The organism is Microbacterium sp. UBA7513 (assembly GCF_002478345.1).
Lineage (GTDB): Bacteria > Actinomycetota > Actinomycetes > Actinomycetales > Microbacteriaceae > Microbacterium.
Genome location: NZ_DLNJ01000016.1, coordinates 574 through 21,072 on the forward strand (window position 1 = coordinate 574; position 20,499 = coordinate 21,072).

Below are 20,499 nucleotides of genomic sequence, written 5' to 3' on the forward strand. Positions count from 1 at the left end.
TGGGCGGCGTCATGCTGTTCGGCGTTCCCGCGGTCCGCGACGCCCGTGGCTCCGGCGCGGACGACCCGCAGGGCATCCTGAACGTCGCTACCGAGGCGCTGGCAGCCGAGGTCGGCGACGCGCTCGTCGTGCAGACCGACCTCTGCCTCGACGAATTCACCGATCACGGTCACTGCGGCGTCCTCGCTTCCGACGGCTCGGTGGACAACGACGCGACCCTGGAGCGGTACGCCTCGATGGCCCTCGCCCAGGCGCGCGCGGGCTCGCAGCTGCTCGGGCTGTCCGGGATGATGGACGGCCAGGTCGCCGTGATCCGTCAGGCGCTCGACGCCGAGGGCTTCACCGACACCCTCATCCTGGCGTACGCCGCGAAGTACGCCAGCGCGTTCTACGGCCCGTTCCGCGAGGCCGTGGACTCGCAGCTCCAGGGCGACCGCCGCACGTATCAGCTCGACCCCGGCAACCGTCGCGAGGGCGTACGGGAGGCGCTGGTCGACGAGGATGAGGGCGCCGACATCGTCATGGTGAAGCCGGCGATGGCCTTCCTCGACGTGCTGCGCGAGGTGCGCGACGCCGTGACCGTCCCGGTCTGGGCGTACCAGGTGTCGGGCGAGTACGCGATGATCGAGGCCGCCGCCGCGAATGGCTGGATCGATCGGCGTGCCGCGGTCCTCGAGTCGCTGCTGTCGATCCGCCGGGCGGGCGCCGATGCCGTGCTGACGTACTGGGCCACCGAAGCGGCCCGCTGGCTGCGCGGCTGAGTCTTCCTGCTGCCTGCCGGCGGCCTCCGGGGGAGACGCGGCGGGTTAGCCTGGAAGGGATGCCGGGAGAGTTCCGTGCATCACGGAGGAGCCTCGATGACCGACCGCAATGACGACCTTTTCTCTGCCGCCCGAGCGGTGATCCCCGGTGGGGTGAACTCTCCGGTGCGCGCCTACGGGTCGGTCGGCGGGACGCCCCGGTTCCTCGCTTCGGCGCGTGGTGCCACCGTGACCGACGCCGCGGGACGCGAGTACGTCGACCTCGTCGCTTCCTGGGGCCCCGCGCTGCTCGGACACGCGCAGCCCGAGGTCGTCGCCGCGGTGCAGGAGGCCGCCGCCCGGGGGCTCTCCTTCGGCGCTCCGACCGAAGGGGAGGTCGAGCTCGCGGCGCTCATCGCCGACCGCGTCCGCTTCGGTGAGATCCGTCCCGTCGAGCGCGTCCGTCTCGTGTCGACCGGCACCGAGGCCACGATGACCGCGATCCGTCTCGCCCGCGGCGCGACCGGCCGCGATCTGCTCGTGAAGTTCGCCGGGCACTATCACGGCCACTCCGACGGCCTGCTCGCGGAAGCCGGGTCCGGGGTGGCCACGCTGGCGCTTCCCGGTTCGGCCGGCGTGCCCGCGCCGATCGCCGCGCAGACGCTCGTGATCCGCTACAACGACCCCGAGGCGCTCGCCGCCGTCTTCGCCGAGCACGGCCCCCGCATCGCGGCCGTCATCGTCGAGGCCTCGGCCGCGAACATGGGCGTCGTCCCTCCGCTGCCGGGCTTCAACCGCCTCATCGCGGAGACCGCGCACGCCCACGGTGCTCTGATGATCCTCGACGAGGTCCTCACCGGCTTCCGGGTGCATCCGGCCGGCTTCTGGGGCCTCCAGGCGGCGGCCGGAGAGGACTACCTGCCCGACATCCTGACGTTCGGCAAGGTCGTCGGCGGCGGTATGCCGCTCGCGGCCCTCGGCGGTCGTGCCGAGGTCATGGACCTCCTGGCGCCCCTCGGACCGGTCTACCAGGCGGGCACGCTCTCCGGGAACCCGCTGTCCGTGGCTGCGGGCCTGGCCACGCTCCGCCTCGCGACGCCCGAGGTCTACGCGACCGTCGATGCCGCCGCCGCTCGGGTCTCTTCGGCGCTGGACCGCGCGCTCACCGAGGCCGGGGTGACCCATGCTCTGGCCTCCGCCGGCAACCTCTTCAGCGCCTCGTTCCGCGCCTCCGCTCCGCGCGACTACGCCGAGGCGCAGGCACAGGAGTCGTTCCGGTACGCGGCGTTCTTCCACGCGATGCGCGAGCACGGCGTCGCGCTGCCGCCGAGCGTCTTCGAGGCCTGGTTCCTCACCGCCGCCCACGGCGAGGACGAGCTCCAGCGCATCGAGGCGGCCCTGCCGCACGCCGCCCAGGCGGCCCAGACCGCGCGTCCCTGACCACTGCTCCCACGGCTGCCGGGGAGGTTCGTTCGCAGGCACCCGCGCGGGGACAGGAACCCTTTGACCCCGTTGCCTGATCTCTCGTGAACGCCTGCAGGCTCGAGGGGCGTCGGCATCAGGCCTTCGCGCGGGGTCAGGCGTACGCCCGCGGCAGCGCCTGTTCTTGCGTGGCAGCCTGTTCTCGCGAAGGAGCCGTGCGTGCGGAGCGTGGGGGATTCCGACAAGGGATCGTTGCGTTCCTGTGAGCAACTTCCAGCCAACCGGGAGGGCGGCGCTGGCAGACTGGGGGCATGGTGACGTTGTTGCTGGACCAGACGCAACTCGAGGTCGTGCTCTCGCCCATCGAACGTGCCGCCACCTTCCACCGCGAGAACGTGCGCATCGTGCGCGACACGATCACCAAGGTCCAGCTGACGGATGACGCCTGGACCTGGCTTCGCGGGGTCCCCAATCCGGGTACCCACATCCCGGGCGTCCTGGCAGCCGGGAGCTGGAAAGCGGCAGGCAGCCTCGACTTCGTGCTGATCCGCCGCCGACGCCCCAGCGTGGTCGTCGATCTCGAAGGCGACCCGCAGTACAACCGTCTGATCCTGACTACACGGCACGGCCTCGCGCTGACGCAGGCGCTCCGCCTTCCGGTCTCCGAGGAGCCCGCAACGGTCGAGGAGATCGTCGCCACGGCCCCGACGCCGGTCTCGAAGGGCCGTCGCCGGCCCGTCATCCGGCCCCGCCCGGCCTGAGGTCGGACGCAGAACGCCCTCCCGATCGGGAGGGCGTTCGTGTGCGCGGTTCAGCCGTGGTTCTCGTCGGAGCGCGCGCTGTGGTCTTCGTCCGCATCGGTGTCGGGCGCCTGATCCTGGTCCGGAGCATGCGCACCGGACTCCTCTGAGGGCTCGCCCTGCGAGGACGCCTGCTCTTCGGGCGATGCGGCCTCGGCGGGGGCGTCGCCCTCCCCGGAAGCGAGCGGGTAGTCCCGGGGCTCGTCCTCGTAGTAAGCGCGGGCGGCGGCGGCGAGCATGGAGCTCACGGCCGCGGATCGCGGGTCCTCGTCGTCGCTCGCGGGATCGAACGCGTCTGCCGGCTCCGTCGTGTCGGCGGTCGCGCCCTCGTCGTTCGGGGCGGCCGCGGTTTCGAGTTCGGAGAAGAACTCCACGCCCGCGGGGCCTGCCTCGTCGGCTGCGGACTCCGTGTCCTCGGCGCCGATCGAGCCGTCGGCGGCGTCGATCTCAGACGGAGCTTCAACAGCCTCGGCCTCGGCGCCCTCTGCGGGGAGGGACGCGTCGGGCGTCGTCTCGTCCGACTCCCCTGGGGCGGGAGCGTCCTGTCCCGCCGACTGCTCGGGCAACGTGCGCGCCTCCCCGGCCTTCGTGTCTTCGTCTGCCATCTCGGCGGAGGATGCCGCGAACAGGGCGGCGAAAGAGCGTCGCGGGGACTCGGTCGCGGACACCGGCGCGGGAGTGCCGGAGAGGATGTCGTCGAACGAGCGCGAGGAGTCGGACTTCGCATCGGACGCGGTGTCGGGCGTCGCGCCCGTCTCATCCTCGGGTTCGGGCAGCGTCAGCGCGACGGTCTCCTCGACGACGGGGACGACCTGGGTGGCGTCGTCGTTCGCAGCGGTCTCGACCACGGTCACGAGCGGGGTCGTCGCGTCGTCGGCCGGGTCCTCGGCTCCCACCGCCTCGTCGTCGTCGGACTCGGTGGCCGCGGCGTCGCCGGGGGTCTCCGTGCTGAGATCGTCGGCGAGAGCCGCGGCACCGCCGGCGGCGAGAGCGGAGGCGGCAGCTCCGGCGGCCGCTTCGCCCGTCGCGGACTCTGCCGCGTCCTCGGGCTGATCGAGTGCAGGCGCCGTGTCGAATCGACCGCCGCGCATGAGGTCGATGAACACGTCCTCCAACGTCGGACCGCGCTGCACGAGGGTGCTGAGAGCGATGCCGGCGTCCGCCGCAACGGCGCCCACCCGGCTCGCGTCCGTCCCCCGCACGGTCAGACCGGAGCGGAGCACCTCGATGTCGAATCCCGCGGCGACCAGGGCGGTCGTGAGGCCGGGACGATCGACGGAGTCGACCACCACCGAACCGCCGGCCGGGTCGGCCAGCGTCTCGATGCCGCTGGACAGCACGAGGCGTCCCTTGGAGAGCACGAGCACGTGGTCGGCGACCTGCTCGATCTCGCTGAGCACATGGGAGGAGACCAGGACCGTCCGGCCTTCGTCGGCGAGGCGACGCATCAGCAGGCGCATCCAGCGGATGCCCTCCGGGTCGAGACCGTTCGCCGGCTCGTCGAAGACGAGCGCTCCCGGGTCGCCGAGGAGTGCGTGGGCGACGCTGAGGCGCTGGCGCATGCCGAGCGAGAATCCGCCGATGCGGGTATCTGCTTCGCCCTCCAGGCCGACGAGGGAGATGACCTCGTCGACGCGCGCCAGGCGGATGCCGTTGGCCTTCGCGGCGATCGTGAGCTGACGGCTGGCCGTGCGGCGCGGCCGGTAGGCCGTCTCCTCCAGCACCGCGCCGATGGTGCGCAGCGGCTGACGCAGCTCGGCGTACGCGACGCCGCCGATCGTTGCGGTGCCGGACGTGGCGCGCACCTGGCCGAGCAGGATGCGCAGGGTCGTCGTCTTACCGGCGCCGTTGGGGCCGAGGAAAGCGGTGACCGCGCCGGGCTCGACCCGTGCGGAGAAGTCCGAGACGGCGGTCACCTCGTTGAAGCGCTTCGTCACATTCGTGAATTCGAGCACCTGTCCTTCGGGCATCCGGGACCTCTCGTTGCGATGAACAGTTCCTCCTATCCTGCCGGAAAACCGCCCCGGAACCCGCATTTCGTGCGGAATCCGGCCGCACGCGACGGGGTAGCCTGGCACCCGTGACCGATACCCCCGCCGCGCCCCGTGTCCTCATCCGCACCGAAGGAGCGCTCGGGCGGCTCACGCTCAACCGCCCTGAGGCGATCAATGCGCTCGACGAGGACATGATCGCGGATATCACCGCGGCGCTCGCCGGGTGGCGCGACGACTCCGACGTCCAGATCGTCCTCATCGACGGCGAGGGCGAGCGTGGGATGTGCGCAGGGGGCGACGTGCGCCGCCTGCACAGCCAGATCACCTCGGGTCATCCGGAGCAGTCCGCGGAGTTCTTCCGCCGGGAGTACGCGATGAACGCCATGATCGCGGAGTATCCGAAGCCCGTCGTCGCGCTCGCCGACGGCATCACGATGGGCGGCGGCATCGGTCTCGCGGGGCATGCCGCGATCCGCGTGGTCACCGAGCGCTCGAAGCTCGCCATGCCGGAGACCCGGATCGGCTTCACGCCCGATGTCGGCGGCACGTGGCTGCTGGGGCGGGCGCCGGGGCGCCTCGGCGAGTACCTCGGTCTCACCGGGACGACGATGAACGGTGCCGATGCCGTGTACGCGGGATTCGCCGACCACTTCGTCCCCTCCGACCGCCTCGATGCCCTTCGCGAGGCTCTCGCCTACCGCGCCGACCCGACGAGCCCCAGCGAGATCGTCCTGCTGTTCGACGAGACGCCGGAGCCGTCTGCGCTCCCCGCCGCGCGGGAGTGGATCGACGACGCCTTCGCCGCCCCGACCGTCCCCGAGATCCTGGAGCGGCTCCGCGCGCTCGGCACCGACGAGGCGGCGGCCGTCGCCGACCTGCTCGACGGGCTGGCCCCGACCGGGCTCGTCGTCACGCTCGATGCGGTGCGGGAGGCCCGGGAGATGACCGGGCTCCGCGCCGCGCTGGAGGGCGAGTACCGCCGAGTGCTCTGGTTCGTGAACGAGCACCCCGATCTCGTGGAGGGCATCCGCGCGCAGCTCGTGGACAAGGACCGCAACCCGCGGTGGCAGCCCGCCACCCTTGCCGAGCTCGGACCCGACGCCGGGGCTCCCGCCCGCGACTACGTCCCGCAGCCGGCGCTGTTCTGACGCGCGCCTCGGCGTCGAGCCCCCCAAACAGATAGACAACGGTGACGCGTTAGCGGTTCGCTCTGAGCGAAGGTCCTCCCGGAGGGGGATCCGAATGTCGCCGCTTCGTGGCACCCTGTCCTATGGCCGGTCGTCGGTCGGCATCCGTCTGCCGGGAGATCCGCCACCTCCTCCTTCCGAGAAAGTACGCCTGTGCTGGGAAAACTCCTCCTCCGATATCTGTCTCGCTACAAGTGGCTCCTCGTCGCCGTGCTGGTCTTCCAGTTCGCCAGCGCGGCCGCCACCCTCTACCTGCCCCGCCTCAACGCCGACATCATCGACAACGGCGTCGCGCAGGGTGACACCGCGTACATCTGGCGCACCGGTCTGTTCATGCTGGCGGTGTCGCTCGGCCAGATCGTCGCCTCGGTCATCGCGACCTACTTCGCCGCCCGCGCCGCGATGGGGGCGGGTCGCGACATCCGCGCCGACGTGTTCGGCAAGGTCAGCGGCTTCTCCGAGCGCGAGGTCTCGCAGTTCGGCGCCGGTTCCCTCATCACCCGCAACACGAACGACGTGCAGCAGGTGCAGATGCTCGCGATGATGGGCGCGACCATGCTCGTCACAGCGCCGCTGCTCGCGATCGGCGGCATCATCTTCGCCGTGCAGACCAATGCCGGGCTGAGCTGGCTGATCGCCGTCTCCGTCCCGGTGCTGCTCCTGCTCGCGGCCCTCGTCATCGGACGGATGGTGCCGCTGTTCCGCAGCTACCAGGGCAAGCTCGACAACGTGAACCGCATCATGCGGGAGCAGCTCACCGGCGTGCGCGTGGTCCGGGCCTTCGTCCGCGAGCGCATCGAGGAGGAGCGCTTCCGCGGCGCGAACACCGACATCATGGTCGTCGGCCGCAAGGTCGGCTCGCTGTTCGTGCTGCTCTTCCCACTGTTCATGCTCATCCTCAACGTGACCGTGGTCGCCGTCATCTGGTTCGGCGGCATCGAGGTCAACAACGGCACCGTGCAGGTGGGAACGCTGTTCGCCTTCATGCAGTACATCGGTCAGATCATGGGCGGTGTCATCATGGCGAGTTTCATGGCGATGATGATCCCGCGCGCCGCCGTCTCAGCCGAGCGCATCGGCGAAGTGCTGAACACCGAGTCGACGATGACCCGCCCGGCGGATGGCGTCACCGCCTTCCCGGCACTGGGAGCGGTCGCGTTCGACGACGTGGAGTTCACCTACCCCGGCGCCGACGCCCCGGTCCTCACCGGCATCAGCTTCGCCGCCGAGCCGGGCGAGACCGTCGCGATCGTCGGCTCCACCGGATCGGGGAAGACCACGCTCGTCTCGCTCATCCCGCGCCTGTTCGACGTCTCGGGTGGTGCGGTGCACGTGGGCGGCACGGACGTCCGCGACGCCGACGTCGAGGCGCTGTGGGACAGCATCGGCCTCGTGCCGCAGCGCCCCCTCCTCTTCACGGGCACCGTCGCGTCCAACCTGCGCTACGGCCGCGAGGACGCCACCGACGAGGAGCTCTGGCACGCGCTCGAGATCGCTCAGGGGCGCGACTTCGTGGAGGAGATGCCGGACGGCCTCGACTCCCGCATCGCCCAGGGCGGCACGAACGTGTCCGGCGGCCAGCGACAGCGCCTCGCGATCGCGCGCGCCCTCGTCCACCGGCCGCAGGTGCTCGTGTTCGACGACTCGTTCTCCGCGCTCGACCTCACCACGGACGCCCGGCTGCGACAGGCGCTCTGGCGGGAGCTCCCGCACGTGACGAAGATCGTGGTCGCGCAGCGCATCTCCACCATCACCGATGCCGACCGCATCGTGGTGCTGGAGGGTGGCACGATGGTCGGAGTCGGCACGCACGAGGAGCTGTTGGAGACCAGCGAGACCTACCGGGAGATCGTCGAGTCGCAGCTGGGGGTGGACGCATGAGCGAGCAGGACCCTTCGACAAGCTCGGGGACCCAGGGGGCAAGCTCCGGGACCCAGGGGGCCGAGACCCGGCGCCGTCGCGGACGGGGTGCGGCCGCCGCGCCCACGACCGAGCGGGAGCTCACTGCCGAGGAGCAGTACGAGGCCGAGCTCGCCGAGCAGGCACGGCAGAACTCCGGCGACTGGGACAGCGTCGCACCGGGCAAGGCCGACCACTTCGGTCCGAGCTTCGCCCGCATGATCGGGCTGCTCAAGCCCTCCGCGGTCTGGTTCGTCTTCGTGTCGATCCTCGGAGCGATCGGGGTCGTGCTGACCGTCGCCGCCCCGAAGGTGCTCGCCGAGGCGACGAACATCGTCTACCGCGGCTTCATCTCCATCCAGCTCGGCCAGCCCAGCGGCGACTTCCCGGGATTCCCGGCAGGGACGCCGCAGGACGTGGTGGTCGACGCCCTGCGCGACGCCGGACAGACCGACTTCGCCAATCAGGTCGGAGCGCTCGGCGACTTCCGGGTCGGCGACGGCATCGACTTCGACGCGCTGCGCTGGGTGATCGCCGCCGTCCTGGCGATCTACGTCGTGGCCGCCTTCCTCAGCTGGCTGCAGGGGTACGTCATCAACGTCATCATGGTCCGGACCATGTGGCGCCTGCGGGAGTCCGTCGAGGCGAAGATCAACCGGCTCCCGCTGGCGTACTTCGACAAGGTGCAGCGCGGCGAGCTGATCTCCCGCGTGACGAACGACATCGACAACATCACCCAGACCATGCAGCAGTCGCTGTCCGGTGCCCTCACCGCCGTGCTGACGGTGATCGGCGTGCTCGTGATGATGTTCTCGATCTCGTGGCAGCTCGCCCTCGTGGCGCTCGTGGCACTCCCGCTCATGGGCGTGATCTTCGGCGTCATCGGACCGCGCTCGCAGAAGGCCTTCGGCACGCAGTGGCGCAAGGTCGGCCGGCTCAACGCCCGGGTCGAGGAGGCCTTCTCCGGCCACGCGCTGGTCAAGGTGTTCGGCCGTGAGCAGGACGCTCTGGACAAGTTCAAGGCCGAGAACGAGGAGCTGTTCCAGGCGAGCTTCAAGGCGCAGTTCCTCTCCGGCATCATCATGCCCGCGATGACCTTCGTCGGCAGCCTGACCTATGTCGGCATCGCGGTGCTCGGTGGCCTCATGGTCGCGAGCGGGCAGCTGCGCCTCGGCGACGTGCAGGCCTTCATCCAGTACTCGCAGCAGTTCACCCAGCCGCTGTCGGAGCTGGGCGGCATGGCCGCGGTCGTGCAGTCCGGCACCGCGTCGGCGGAGCGGGTGTTCGGCCTGCTCGATGCCGACGAGCAGGAGGCCGACGATCCTGATGCCCCCGCGCTTCGCGAGGGGGAGGGCGTGATCGAGTTCGAGAACGTCTCGTTCTCCTACTCGCCGGAGCGGCCGCTCGTCACCGATCTGTCGTTCCGCGTCGAACCGGGACAGACCGTCGCCATCGTCGGGCCGACCGGCGCCGGCAAGACGACGCTCGTGAACCTCATCATGCGGTTCTACGAGCTCAGCGGCGGGCGGATCACGCTCGACGGTCAGGACATCTCGACCATCACGCGCGACGAGCTGCGGTCCCGCACCGGCATGGTGCTCCAGGACCCCTGGCTCTTCGCCGGGAGCATCCGCGAGAACATCCGCTACGGGCGCTCGACCGCGACGGACGAGGAGGTGCTCGCCGCGGCGAAGGCGACCTACGTCGACCGCTTCGTGCACGCCCTTCCGGACGGGTACGACACCGTGCTCGACGAGGACGCGTCGAACGTCTCGGCCGGTGAACGCCAGCTCATCACGATCGCACGGGCCTTCGTGGCGCAGCCGTCGATCCTCATCCTGGACGAGGCCACATCGGCGGTCGACACCCGCACCGAGCTGCTGCTGCAGCACGCGATGGCCGCGCTCCGGCAGGGGCGCACCTCGTTCGTCATCGCGCATCGTCTGTCGACCATCCGCGACGCGGACCTCATCCTCGTGATGGAGCACGGCGACATCGTGGAGAAGGGCACGCACGACGAGCTCATCGCCGCACAGGGTGCGTACTGGCGCCTGTACCAGTCGCAGTTCGAGCAGGCGGCGACCGACCTCGACGCCGAAGCCGCGCTCACCGGCTCCTCGCCGGTCGTCGTGACCGGCGACGCGGACGAGGAGGCGAGCGCGCAGGAGCAGGCGACGGACGCGGTGGCCGGAGCGGCGGTCGGCGCCCAGCTCCCGGCGGCCGAGACCGCAGCGGCTCGGGCACTCCTCGACGACGGCGCTGACGGCTCCACGTCTCCGTCCTGACCCGCCTCACGAACGACGCCCCACTCCGGATCCGGAGTGGGGCGTCGTTCGTCAGCGCTCAGTCGTCTCCGGCGATGCCGAAGAGCTCGAGGGGGTGGGTGAGTCGCCACCACGGGCTCGGACCCTCCAGGTCCTCGTCGAGGACGAGGGCGGTCTCGGTGCTGTCGACGGGACCGGTCGTGGTCAGGGTGCCGACCGTCCCGTCCGCTTCGCGTTCCTCTCCGAGATCGAACACCGGCGTCGCCGTCGCGCTCGCTCCGTTCCACAGCACGACATCGGCGTCCTCACCGGCGACCACATCGACGCGCTCGCCCCAGACGGTGAGGACGCGCCCGACCACCGTGCCTGCCGGGACGGCCGGGCCCTGGGCCTGCAACGCTGCCTCCGTCTGAGCGAACAGGGCGCGGGTAAGGGCGAGGCGCGCCTCGTCGTCCTCCTGGTTCAATGCCGCGGCGTAGAGCCGGACCGTCGCGTCGCCGATGACGACGTCCTTGGCGGTCAACAGGTTCCAGCCGACGAGGGTGCCCGTCTTGATGCCGACGACTCCCGGATCGGCGAGCATGCCGTTCGTGTTCTCGACCGTCCCGGCCCCGGGCAGGTCGACGGACCGGGTGCCCACGATCTCGGCGAACACCGGATTCCGCATCGCCATCTCGCCCAGGGCCACGAGGGCCTCCGGGGTGGCGACGTTGCGCTCGTCGAATCCGGACGGCGTGACCACGGTGATGCCGGAGAGTCCGCGCTCGCCGAGCCAGACCTCGGCCGCGGCGGCGAACTCGCGGTCGGACCCCCAGATCTCCGACGCCAGCCGGTCGATGTAGTTGTTCGCCGAACCGAGCAGGGTGCCCTGCAGAAGCTGGTACTCGGTCAGCACTCCGCCCACCGGCACATCGAGCGCTGACTGATTGGCGATCCGATAGTCCCAGTAACGGATGCTGTCGGCGTAGGTGAAGGAGAACTCCGGGCCCTGTTCGCCGGGGGCCAGCGGCAGCCGGTCCAGCACCATGAGACTGCTGACGACCTTCGTGATGCTCGCGATGCTCACCGGAGCGGTGGTCGACGCCGCGGTGGTCATCCCGGCGATGCCGACCGCCCCGTCGCCGACCGCCGGCCAGGCGAGCGCGGCGGTGGGGGCGGCGACGGGGGTGAACTCGACCGCCTGGACGGTCGGGGCGATCTCATGCAGCGGCCAGAGCAGCGTGGTGCCGGCGTACGAGGCGACGAGGCCGGCGAGGACGCCGAGGGGGACGAGCAGGCCGGGTCCGGCGAACGCGGGCCGCAGCCGGGCGTCGCGCAGCAATCCCGTCTCCTCCTCCGTGCCGGCCGAGGCATCGAACTCGGGCGTCGATGAGGCCGCAGCGACGATCGACGGGTCCACCCAGGTCAGCGCGGTCGGCGGTGCCGAGGCATCGGCCCACGCCGCGGCTTCCGGAACCGGACCCGGATGATCGACCGCGGGCGCGGCGGATGCGGGTGCGGAGTCTTCGGGCCGCGCGTCGACGCCGACGCCGCCGGACGCCTCTTCAGGGGGATCGGAAGCGGTCACTCGCTTACGGTACCGAATCCGCCCCCGAATCCGCCGTGCGCGGGGCGGGACGCGCGGACGGTAGGATCGACAGCACAACCACGGGAGTCCGGCGAGCCGGGCTGAGAGGGAGCGAATCGCGCTTCGACCGTCGAACCTGATCTGGGTCATGCCAGCGCAGGGAGGAGTTCACATGAGTACGTCCACGTCCGCATCCCCGTCGAGGAACACCACGGCCGCTCCGGCGCGAGGCTACCTGCGCTGGCGCGTCATCGACATCGTCGTCGCCAGCGTCCTCGGTGTCGCCGCCGGTCTGATCTTCCTGGCCTGGAACGTCGGATACCTGGGGCCGAAGGCCCTGCTCGAGCCGTTGCTTCCCGGCCTCCAAGGGCTCCTCGACGGCCCGTGGCTCTTCGCGGGTGTGCTCGGCGGGCTCATCATCCGCAAGGCGGGTGCCGCGATCTACGTCGAGCTGCTGGCCGCCGTCGTCTCGGCGCTCATCGGCAACCAGTGGGGCGGCTTCCTCACGCTCGAGGCGGGTCTCGTGCAGGGTCTCGGCGCCGAGCTGGTCTTCCTGCTGTTCTTCTACCGCCGCTGGTCGCTGCCCGTCGCGATCCTCGCCGGGGCCGGTGCCGCGCTCGCGGGCGGCATCAACAACCTCGTCCTCTGGTATGCCGGCTCCGGTCCCGCCTTCACGACGATCTACCTCGTGAGCACCGTGATCTCCGGGGCGGTCATCGCCGGTGCGCTGTCGTGGGTGCTCGCCTGTGGCATCGCGGCGACCGGGGCTCTGGACCGGTTCGGCTCCGGGCGCGAGGCGCGCGTCCGCGTCTGATGTCCGGGCAGTTCGCTCCCGCCGGCGTCGAGGCCCGTGGCTGGGGCTGGCGACACGCGAGCCGCCTCGCCTGGGCGCTGCGCGACGTCTCGTTCCGCATCGAGCCCGGCGAGCGCGTGCTCGTGCTCGGCGCCTCCGGCGCGGGGAAGTCGACGCTGCTGCACGGTCTCGCCGGTGTGCTCGGCGGTGAGGAGGAGGGGGAGAGCGAAGGCGCGCTGCTCGTCGATGGCGAACCCGCCGCGGCGGCCCGCGGGCGGGCCGGGCTCGTGCTCCAGGACCCCGACTCGCAGGTGATCCTCGCCCGTGCCGGCGATGACGTCGCCTTCGGGTGCGAGAACCTCGGGGTGCCGCGTGCCGAGATCTGGCCCCGCGTCGAGGCCGCGATGGCCGGCGTCGGACTGGACGTGCCGCTCGATCACCCGACCGCGGCGCTCTCCGGCGGTCAGAAGCAGCGCCTCGCCTTGGCCGGCATGCTGGCGATGGGCCCCGGGCTGGTGCTGCTCGACGAGCCGACGGCGAACCTCGATCCGGAGGGCGTGCGCGAGGTCAGGGAGGCGGTGGAGCGGATGCTCGCCACGCGTCCCGCCACCCTCGTGGTCGTGGAGCATCGGCTCGAGGTGTGGTTGCCGCTCCTCACGCGGGTCATCGTGCTGGGGGCCGGCGGGGTGGTGGCGGACGGCACTCCCGCGGATGTGCTCGGTGCGCAGGGCGAGCGCCTGGCCGCGGACGGCGTCTGGGTGCCCGGCCGGCCGCCCGCCGAGCCGTCGGCACCGCGGGCGGCCCCCGGGGAGGTGCTGCTGTCGGCGCGCGGCCTCGCGGTCGCACGGGTGAAGGGACGTCCGGTGGCACACGGCATCGACCTGGAGGTGCGTGCGGGTGAAGCGGTCGCGATCACCGGGCCCAACGGTGCAGGCAAGTCCACGCTGGGTCTGACCCTCGCCGGACTCCTCCCTCCCGTCAGCGGCGCCGTGTCCGCGGCCCCGGTGCTCGCGCAGGGGGCGGATCCGTCGCCGATCCGCTGGGCTTCCCGCGAGCTCCTCACGCGGATCGGGATGGTGTTCCAGGAGCCGGAACATCAGCTCCTCGGCAAGACGGTGCGCGAGGAGCTCGCGGTGGGCCCCCGCGCCCTGGGTCTTTCCGAAGGCGAGATCGAGGCCCGTGTCGACGAGCTGCTCGACCGGCTGCGGCTGGCGCATCTGGGGGCCGCGAATCCGTACACGCTCTCGGGTGGAGAGAAGCGCCGGCTCACGGTCGCGGCCGCGATCGCCACGCGACCCCGGGTGCTGATCCTCGACGAGCCGACGTTCGGTCAGGACGCCCGCACCTGGGCCGAGCTCGTCGCGATGCTCGCCGCCCTGCGGGACGAGGGCTCCGCGATCGTCACCATCACCCACGATCTCGACGTGGTGCGCGCCCTGCACGCCACGCGGTTCGCGCTGGGGGCGTCGGCATGACGGCTCTCGCCCCCGCGCCCACCCGCACCGGCGTCGTCGCCCGGATCAATCCGGTCGCGAAGCTCGGGGTCAGCGCGCTCATCGCCGTGCCGCTGGTCCTCACCCTCGACCCGGTGTCGGCGGCTGTCGCGCTGGTGCTCGAGGCGGTGCTGTTCCTCTTCGCCGGCATCGGCTGGCGGGAGTTCTGGGTGCGCACGTGGCCGGTCTGGCTCGCGGCGCCGCTGACCGGTCTCACCATCGCCCTCTACGGCGAGACGAGCGGCGCCGTCTACGTCGACTGGTTCGTGCTCCGCATCAGCGAGGGGTCGCTCGCGCTCGCCGTCGCCACGATGCTCCGGGTGCTCGCGATCGCCCTGCCCTCGGTGGTGCTCTTCATCACGGTCGATCCCACGGACCTCGCCGACGGCCTCGGGCAGATCCTTCGGCTTCCGGCCCGTTTCGTGCTGGGTGCGCTCGCCGGCCTGCGCATGGCCGGACTGTTCCTCGACGATTGGCGCGCCCTCGAGCTCGCCCGCCGGGCGCGCGGCGTCGCCGACCGCGGACGCATCCGCCGCTTCCTCGGCATGGCCTTCGCCCTGCTCGTGCTGTCGATCCGCCGCGGCGCCAAGCTCGCGACCGCGATGGAGGCACGCGGCTTCGGGGCGGCGGGACGGCGGACGTGGGCGCGGGAGTCGCGCTTCGGCGCGCCGGAGTGGATTCTGCTCGCCGTCGGGGCCGCGATCTCCGCGACGGCGATCGCCGCTGCGGTCGCGACCGGCGCCTGGAACTTCATCCTCGGGCCGTCCTGACCCTCACCCCTTTCGGACGAGGGCCCGTAGAGGTGGCGCGAGTGGCCGGTCTAGCGTCCGCTGGAGACAGTGCCAATCGACACCGACCGAAAGGGACGTCCCATGAGCATCTCCTCCGCCGACGACCAGCCGCTCTTCACGCGGCCGGGTGAGGCCACCGTCGCACCGCGACACGTCATCCCGGATTCCGAGTCGCTTCCCGCGACGGCGAAGCAGATCGTCGAGGACGAGACCATCCTCGACGGCAACGCGCGCCTCAACCTCGCCACCTTCGTCAGCACCTGGATGGACGACGAGGCGAAGCAGGTCTACATGGCCTCCTTCGACAAGAACATGATCGACAAGGACGAGTATCCGCAGACCGCCGCCATCGAGGACAACTGCTGGCACATGCTCGCGAACCTCTGGAAGGCGCCGGACGCGGCGAAGAGCATCGGCACCTCGACCATCGGCTCCTCCGAGGCGTGCATGCTCGGCGGTCTCGCGTTCAAGCGTCGCTGGCAGCAGGCCCGCCGTGCCGCCGGCAAGGACACCTCCACGCCGAACCTCGTGATGTCGAGCGCCGTGCAGGTGTGCTGGGAGAAGTTCTGCAACTACTTCGACGTCGAACCGCGCTACGTGCCCATCAGCGAGGAGCACAAGACGCTCGACGGACACGACCTCGAGAAGTACGTGGACGAGAACACCATCGGGGTCGTCGCCATCATGGGCGTCACCTACACCGGCATGTACGAGCCGGTGGCCGAGATCGCCGCGGCGCTGGATGCGATCCAGGAGAAGACGGGTCTCGACATCCCGATCCACGTGGACGGCGCCTCGGGCGCGATGATCGCCCCGTTCCTCCAGCCCGACCTGGTCTGGGACTTCCGGTTGGAGCGCGTGCACTCGATCAGCACCTCGGGGCACAAGTACGGTCTCGTCTACCCCGGTCTCGGCTGGGTGGTCTGGCGCGACGCGCAGTGGCTGCCGGAGGACCTGGTGTTCCAGGTGAGCTATCTCGGCGGGGAGATGCCGACCTTCGCCCTGAACTTCTCCCGCCCTGGCGCTCAGGTGCTGCTGCAGTACTACCTGTTCCTCCGCCTCGGGTTCGAGGGCTACCGGGCCGTGCAGCAGGCCTCGCAGGACGTGGCGAAGTTCCTGTCCGCGGGGATCGCGAAGCTCGACGCGTTCGAGCTGTGGAACGACGGGAGCGACATCCCCGTCTTCGCCTGGCGCCTGAAGGACGGGCACACCGACAAGTGGACGCTCTACCACCTGCAGGATCGGCTCCGGATGCGCGGCTGGCTCGTGCCCGCCTACCCCATGCCCGCGGATCTCCAGGACCTCACGGTGCAGCGGATCGTCGTGCGCAACGGACTCAGCATGGATCTGGCCGCCGAGTTGCTCGACGCCATCACCGCCGAGGTGGCCCACCTCGACGCGCTCACGGTTCCCATGCCGTCCGACCACCCCGACTCGGCGTTCCACCACTAGGGGGCCGACATGTCCGCCCCGCAGTCCGGTGCCGCCGGCGCCGCCTCCACGCCGCGCATCTCCCGTCCCGCCGTCGCCGTCCTCGGCATCGGCCAGCTCGCCCTGCTCACCCTCGTCGTCGTGGCGAGCCTGCGGTCCCTGCCCGCGATGGCGATCTACGGCCTCGGCAGCATCACGCTGTACCTCATCCCCGCGGTGCTCTTCCTCGTCCCCACCGCCCTCGTCGCCGCGGAGCTCGCGACGGGCTGGAAGGGCGGGGTGTACGTGTGGGTGCGCGAGGCCCTCGGCAACCGGTGGGGCTTCACCGCGGTGTGGCTGCAGTGGATCCAGAACGTCGTCTGGTTCCCCACACAGCTCGCGTTCGTGGCCGGCGCTCTCGCCTTCGTCTTCCTCGACCCCTCGCTGTCCAGCTCTGGGTTCTTCACCGCCGTCATCATCATCGTCTGCTACTGGGGCGCCACCCTGGTCACCCTCCGCGGCGGCGATCTCTTCGCCAAGCTCGGCTCCTGGGGCGGCATCCTCGGCACGCTCTTCCCCGCGGTGCTGCTCATCGTGTTCGGCGCGGTGTGGGTCTTCAGCGGAGAGAAGAGCCAGGTGCCGCTCGAGGCCTCGGCGGTGATCCCGCCGTTCACGGGTCTCGCCTCCATCGTGCTGATCGTGTCGAACGTGCTGGCCTACGCCGGCATGGAGGTCAACGCGGTGCACGTGAACCAGATGAAGGATCCGGGCAAGGGCTACCCGCGCTCGGTGTTCCTCGCCGCAGGCCTCATCCTGCTTGTCTTCATCCTGCCGACCATCGCGATCGCGGTCGCGGTGCCGAAGAAGGAGCTCGGGCTGACGAACGGCATCATGCTCGCGTTCGGGGAGTACTTCGACCATTGGGACATGGGGTGGGCGACGGCCGTGGTCTCCGCGCTCATCGCCGCCGGTGCCCTCGCCTCGGTCGTGACGTGGGTCGCCGGTCCGTCCAAGGGCGTGCTGGCGGCGGCGGAGACGGGGCTGCTCCCGCCGCTGCTGCAGAAGCGGAACAAGGCCGGGGTCCAGTCGGGCATCCTCATGCTCCAGGGGACCATCGTCACGATCCTCGCGGCGATCTTCATCATCGTGCCGAACGTCAGCGCGGCCTTCGTCGCGCTGATCGATATGGCCGCCGCGCTGTACCTCATCATGTACATGCTCATGTTCGCCTCGGCGATGGTGCTGCGGCGGAAGGCACCGGACGTCCCCCGTGCCTACCGCGTGAAGGCCCTCCCGTTCGTCGCCGGGGTCGGGTTCTTCGCCTGCCTCGCGGCGTTCCTGCTCGCCTTCATCCCGCCCGACGGCTTCACTGCGTTCCCGGCGGCCGCGTACCCGTGGATCGTCGGGGCGGTGATCGTCGTGCTCGGCGCCCCGCCACTGCTCTTCTACGCGCTGCGGAAGCCCTCGTGGGATCGGCGCCCCGCCGACGGGAGCCTCCTGAGCGACGCGCACCCGGAGGCGTGAGCCGGGGCGGGATCAGGTCTCGTTCCAGAGGCGTCGGTAGTACTCCAGCCGGACGTGGTCGGGCTCGACGCCGTAGGCCGCGATGAGGGTGTCCTCCCAGCCGGGTCCGAAGTTCCACAGCGTGCTCATGGCGGCGACGGCGATGTCCGCCCATCGGTCGGCGACCCCGAGCGCGGCGAGGTCGACATGGGCGAGCGGGTGGCCGTCGTCGTTGAGCAGGGTGTTCGGCAGGCACGCGTCGCCGTGGCAGACCACGAGCCGGTCGACCGACGGCGGCGTGTGCAGCTCCGTCGGCACCGGCGTGCCGCGGGCGGCCGCGTTCGCGATGCGCTCCTCCGGGCTCCACGTCCACGGGCACTCCGCGACGGGGAGCGCGTCGTGCAGCAGGCGCAGGCCGAGCCCGACCGCGCGGACGGCGGCCTCCGGAGAGGCGGCCCACCGCGGATCCACGGCGCTGCTGCCGGGGAGGGCCGCGGTCACGAGCCACTCGTGCGCCTCATCCTCGCCCTGGGAGAGCACCTCGGGCACCGTGATCCAGGTGCGGGCCCAGCGCATCCGCTCGGCCTCGTCACGCAGGTTCGCCTCGGGATCGCGGGGACCCCATTTGATGTAGCGGCCGTCGTCCGTGCGGAAGGTCAGGCCGCCGATCGCGTTGCGCCACACCGGGGTCAGCGCGGCCCCGGCGGCGAGTTCGCGCACCCGGGTGGGGACCTCGACGGAGGCTGCGGGAATGCTCACCTCCTCATCCTGCCCGACCTCCGTGTCGTAGGCTCGGGTCGACGCGGCGGGCCTGCGGTGACACCAAGAACCGCATAGGCTGGGACTGCGTTCCAGGCATGTCGCACGACGACGTTCGAAGGAGAACATCAGATGCAGATCAGCGGACAGGGTGCCCTCGTCACCGGCGGCGCCTCCGGACTCGGGCTGGCCACCGCCCGTCGGCTCACGGCCGCGGGCGCGCACGTCACGATCATCGACCTCGGCTCGTCGAAGGGGGAGGAGATCGCGTCCGAGCTCGGCGGTCTCTTCGTCCCCGCGGATGTGACGAGCGTCGACGAGGTCAAGGCCGCCGTCGCCGCGGCACAGGCCGCCGCGCCGCTGCGGGTGGTCGTGAACTGCGCCGGCATCGCCCCGCCCGCCAAGGTGCTCGACCGGGACGGCAAGCCCGCCGTGCTCGCCGACTTCGAGCGCATCGTGCGCATCAACCTCGTCGGCACGTTCAACGTGATCTCCCAGGCCGCCGCCGTCATCGCCGCGAACGAGCTGCACGACGAGGAGCGGGGGGTCATCGTCAACACCGCGAGCGTCGCGGCCTTCGACGGACAGATCGGGCAGCCGGCGTACTCGGCGTCCAAGGGCGGCGTGCACGCCATGACCCTCCCGATCGCCCGCGAGCTCGCCCGTCATGCCATCCGCGTGTGCACGATCGCCCCCGGCATCATGGAGACCCCGATGCTCATGGGGCTTCCGCAGGAGGCGCAGGACTCCCTCGGGCAGCAGGTGCCGTTCCCCGCTCGCCTCGGACGCCCGGACGAGTACGCCGCCCTCGTGCAGCAGATCGTCGAGAACGGCTACCTCAACGGCGAGACCATCCGCCTCGACGGCGCCATCCGCATGGCCCCGCGGTAACCCCTCCCCGGCTTCGAATCGCCCGAATGACCCGATTCGACCCGGAAATCCAGCCAATCAAGCGATTCGAAACGAGAACCATGAGCACACTCGCCGGAAAGACCATCCTCATGTCGGGCGGCAGCCGCGGGATCGGCCTCGCGATCGCCCTGCGCGCGGCCGCGGACGGGGCGAACATCGCGATGCTCGCGAAGACGGACACCCCGCACCCGAAGCTCGAGGGCACCGTGCACAGTGCGGCCGAGCAGATCCGCGCCGCCGGCGGCCAGGCCCTGCCGATCGTGGGCGACGTGCGGGACGACGACCAGATCACCGAGGCCGTCATGAAGACGCAGGGCGAGTTCGGCGGGATCGACATCGTCCTCAACAACGCCAGCGTCATCGACCTCTCCCGGTCGCTCGACCTCTCCGCGAAGAAGTACGACCTGATGCAGGACGTGAACGTCCGCGGCACCTTCATGCTCTCCCGGGCCGCCGTGCCCATCCTCAAGGACGCCGAGAACCCGCACATCCTCTCCCTCTCGCCGCCCCTGAATCCCACGCCGAAGTGGCTGGGCGCGCACACCGGGTACACGCTGGCCAAGTACGGGATGACGATGGTCACGCTCGGACTCGCGGCGGAGTTCGCGGCCGACGGCATCGCCGCCAACACGCTGTGGCCGCGCACGACGATCGCGACGGCCGCGGTGCAGAACCTCCTCGGCGGCGACAAGGTGATGGCCGCGAGCCGGACGGCCGACATCTACGCCGACGCCGCCCACGCCGTGCTCACCCAGTCGGCGCGCACGTACACGGGACAGTCGCTGATCGTGGAGGACGTGCTCGAGGCGAACGGCGTCACCGACTTCTCGGGCTACGCCGCCGTCCCCGGGACTCCGGACAGCGCGCTGTTCCCGGACATCTTCCTGGACTGATGCGCTTCGACAGGCTCAGCGACCCACGCTTGGGCCCCTGAGTCCGTCGAAGGGCTAGAGCCTGTCCAAGGG

General features: G+C 70.9%; 16 protein-coding genes and 1 riboswitch. Of the genes, 13 read left to right on the forward strand and 3 right to left on the reverse strand.

Annotated features, from left to right (window positions below):
- The 3 genes from hemB to B2W79_RS08440 all read left to right on the forward strand — a co-directional run.
- On the forward strand, positions 1-761 hold a 761-nt coding region (gene hemB, locus B2W79_RS08430), incomplete at its 5' end, for a porphobilinogen synthase (protein ID WP_292788573.1).
- Between the two features lie 96 nt (positions 762-857).
- Positions 858-2,180 carry a glutamate-1-semialdehyde 2,1-aminomutase gene (gene hemL, locus B2W79_RS08435; RefSeq protein ID WP_292788575.1) on the forward strand — a complete coding sequence of 441 codons (1,323 nt, stop codon included), beginning with the start codon at positions 858-860 and terminating at the stop codon, positions 2,178-2,180.
- 293 nt (positions 2,181-2,473) lie between these two features.
- A complete protein-coding gene (locus tag B2W79_RS08440; RefSeq protein ID WP_071329211.1) occupies positions 2,474-2,923 on the forward strand; it encodes a hypothetical protein in 450 nt (149 codons plus the stop codon).
- A 50-nt stretch (positions 2,924-2,973) separates the two neighbouring features.
- On the opposite strand, the gene B2W79_RS08445 is transcribed toward B2W79_RS08440, so the two are convergent.
- Positions 2,974-4,932 carry an ATP-binding cassette domain-containing protein gene (locus B2W79_RS08445; RefSeq protein ID WP_292788578.1) on the reverse strand — a complete coding sequence of 653 codons (1,959 nt, stop codon included), beginning with the start codon at positions 4,930-4,932 and terminating at the stop codon, positions 2,974-2,976.
- Positions 4,933-5,042: 110 nt separating this feature from the next.
- Here B2W79_RS08445 and B2W79_RS08450 point away from each other — a divergent pair, with 110 nt between their 5' ends.
- The 3 genes from B2W79_RS08450 (at position 5,043) to B2W79_RS08460 (ending at position 10,327) form a co-directional block, all read left to right on the forward strand.
- The gene (locus B2W79_RS08450; protein ID WP_071329209.1) at positions 5,043-6,104 is read left to right on the forward strand and encodes an enoyl-CoA hydratase/isomerase family protein; all 1,062 of its coding nucleotides are present in this window, start codon (positions 5,043-5,045) and stop codon (positions 6,102-6,104) included.
- Positions 6,105-6,296: 192 nt separating this feature from the next.
- The gene (locus B2W79_RS08455; RefSeq protein WP_292788581.1) at positions 6,297-8,024 is read left to right on the forward strand and encodes an ABC transporter ATP-binding protein; all 1,728 of its coding nucleotides are present in this window, start codon (positions 6,297-6,299) and stop codon (positions 8,022-8,024) included.
- Positions 8,021-10,327 carry an ABC transporter ATP-binding protein gene (locus B2W79_RS08460; RefSeq protein WP_292788583.1) on the forward strand — a complete coding sequence of 769 codons (2,307 nt, stop codon included), beginning with the start codon at positions 8,021-8,023 and terminating at the stop codon, positions 10,325-10,327. Before B2W79_RS08455 ends, B2W79_RS08460 begins: the two co-directional genes overlap by 4 nt.
- 58 nt (positions 10,328-10,385) lie before the next feature.
- On the opposite strand, the gene B2W79_RS08465 is transcribed toward B2W79_RS08460, so the two are convergent.
- Complete coding sequence (locus tag B2W79_RS08465) at positions 10,386-11,873, reverse strand: D-alanyl-D-alanine carboxypeptidase family protein (RefSeq protein WP_292788585.1); 1,488 nt, start codon at positions 11,871-11,873, stop codon at positions 10,386-10,388.
- Between the two features lie 70 nt (positions 11,874-11,943).
- A riboswitch (TPP riboswitch) is annotated at positions 11,944-12,055 on the forward strand.
- On the opposite strand from B2W79_RS08465, the gene B2W79_RS08470 reads away from it, so the two are divergent.
- The 5 genes from B2W79_RS08470 (at position 12,046) to B2W79_RS08490 (ending at position 17,884) form a co-directional block, all read left to right on the forward strand.
- Complete coding sequence (locus B2W79_RS08470; protein ID WP_292788587.1) at positions 12,046-12,687, forward strand: ECF transporter S component; 642 nt, start codon at positions 12,046-12,048, stop codon at positions 12,685-12,687. It overlaps the preceding riboswitch by 10 nt.
- Positions 12,687-14,141 (forward strand): ABC transporter ATP-binding protein, encoded by a 1,455-nt coding sequence (locus B2W79_RS08475; RefSeq protein ID WP_292788589.1) that lies wholly within the window; start codon positions 12,687-12,689, stop codon positions 14,139-14,141. The genes B2W79_RS08470 and B2W79_RS08475 overlap by 1 nt, the downstream gene beginning before the upstream one ends.
- Positions 14,138-14,929 carry an energy-coupling factor transporter transmembrane component T family protein gene (locus B2W79_RS08480; RefSeq protein ID WP_292788591.1) on the forward strand — a complete coding sequence of 264 codons (792 nt, stop codon included), beginning with the start codon at positions 14,138-14,140 and terminating at the stop codon, positions 14,927-14,929. The genes B2W79_RS08475 and B2W79_RS08480 overlap by 4 nt, the downstream gene beginning before the upstream one ends.
- Before the next feature lie 102 nt (positions 14,930-15,031).
- Positions 15,032-16,402, forward strand: a complete 1,371-nt coding sequence (locus tag B2W79_RS08485) for a glutamate decarboxylase (protein ID WP_292788593.1) — start codon at positions 15,032-15,034, stop codon at positions 16,400-16,402.
- 9 nt (positions 16,403-16,411) lie between these two features.
- The gene (locus B2W79_RS08490; protein ID WP_292788595.1) at positions 16,412-17,884 is read left to right on the forward strand and encodes an amino acid permease; all 1,473 of its coding nucleotides are present in this window, start codon (positions 16,412-16,414) and stop codon (positions 17,882-17,884) included.
- A gap of 12 nt (positions 17,885-17,896) precedes the next feature.
- On the opposite strand, the gene B2W79_RS08495 is transcribed toward B2W79_RS08490, so the two are convergent.
- Positions 17,897-18,622: an aminoglycoside 3'-phosphotransferase gene (locus tag B2W79_RS08495; protein ID WP_292788597.1), complete on the reverse strand. Its 726-nt coding sequence runs from the start codon at positions 18,620-18,622 to the stop codon at positions 17,897-17,899.
- A 132-nt stretch (positions 18,623-18,754) separates the two neighbouring features.
- Here B2W79_RS08495 and B2W79_RS08500 point away from each other — a divergent pair, with 132 nt between their 5' ends.
- A complete protein-coding gene (locus B2W79_RS08500) occupies positions 18,755-19,513 on the forward strand; it encodes an SDR family NAD(P)-dependent oxidoreductase (RefSeq protein ID WP_292788599.1) in 759 nt (252 codons plus the stop codon).
- 80 nt (positions 19,514-19,593) lie between these two features.
- Positions 19,594-20,427 carry an SDR family oxidoreductase gene (locus B2W79_RS08505; RefSeq protein WP_292788601.1) on the forward strand — a complete coding sequence of 278 codons (834 nt, stop codon included), beginning with the start codon at positions 19,594-19,596 and terminating at the stop codon, positions 20,425-20,427.
- Positions 20,428-20,499 lie beyond the last annotated feature (72 nt).

What these genes read in the sequence shown, in the direction of transcription:
- B2W79_RS08505 (WP_292788601.1), top strand. Translation starts at nt 19,594, where the DNA reads ATGAGCACACTCGCCGGAAAGACCATCCTCATGTCGGGCGGCAGCCGC.
- B2W79_RS08480 (WP_292788591.1), top strand. Translation starts at nt 14,138, where the DNA reads ATGACGGCTCTCGCCCCCGCGCCCACCCGCACCGGCGTCGTCGCCCGG.
- B2W79_RS08490 (WP_292788595.1), top strand. Translation starts at nt 16,412, where the DNA reads ATGTCCGCCCCGCAGTCCGGTGCCGCCGGCGCCGCCTCCACGCCGCGC.
- B2W79_RS08460 (WP_292788583.1), top strand. Translation starts at nt 8,021, where the DNA reads ATGAGCGAGCAGGACCCTTCGACAAGCTCGGGGACCCAGGGGGCAAGC.
- B2W79_RS08475 (WP_292788589.1), top strand. Translation starts at nt 12,687, where the DNA reads ATGTCCGGGCAGTTCGCTCCCGCCGGCGTCGAGGCCCGTGGCTGGGGC.
- B2W79_RS08500 (WP_292788599.1), top strand. Translation starts at nt 18,755, where the DNA reads ATGCAGATCAGCGGACAGGGTGCCCTCGTCACCGGCGGCGCCTCCGGA.
- B2W79_RS08445 (WP_292788578.1), bottom strand. Translation starts at nt 4,932, where the DNA reads ATGCCCGAAGGACAGGTGCTCGAATTCACGAATGTGACGAAGCGCTTC.
- B2W79_RS08440 (WP_071329211.1), top strand. Translation starts at nt 2,474, where the DNA reads ATGGTGACGTTGTTGCTGGACCAGACGCAACTCGAGGTCGTGCTCTCG.
- hemL (WP_292788575.1), top strand. Translation starts at nt 858, where the DNA reads ATGACCGACCGCAATGACGACCTTTTCTCTGCCGCCCGAGCGGTGATC.
- B2W79_RS08485 (WP_292788593.1), top strand. Translation starts at nt 15,032, where the DNA reads ATGAGCATCTCCTCCGCCGACGACCAGCCGCTCTTCACGCGGCCGGGT.
- B2W79_RS08470 (WP_292788587.1), top strand. Translation starts at nt 12,046, where the DNA reads ATGAGTACGTCCACGTCCGCATCCCCGTCGAGGAACACCACGGCCGCT.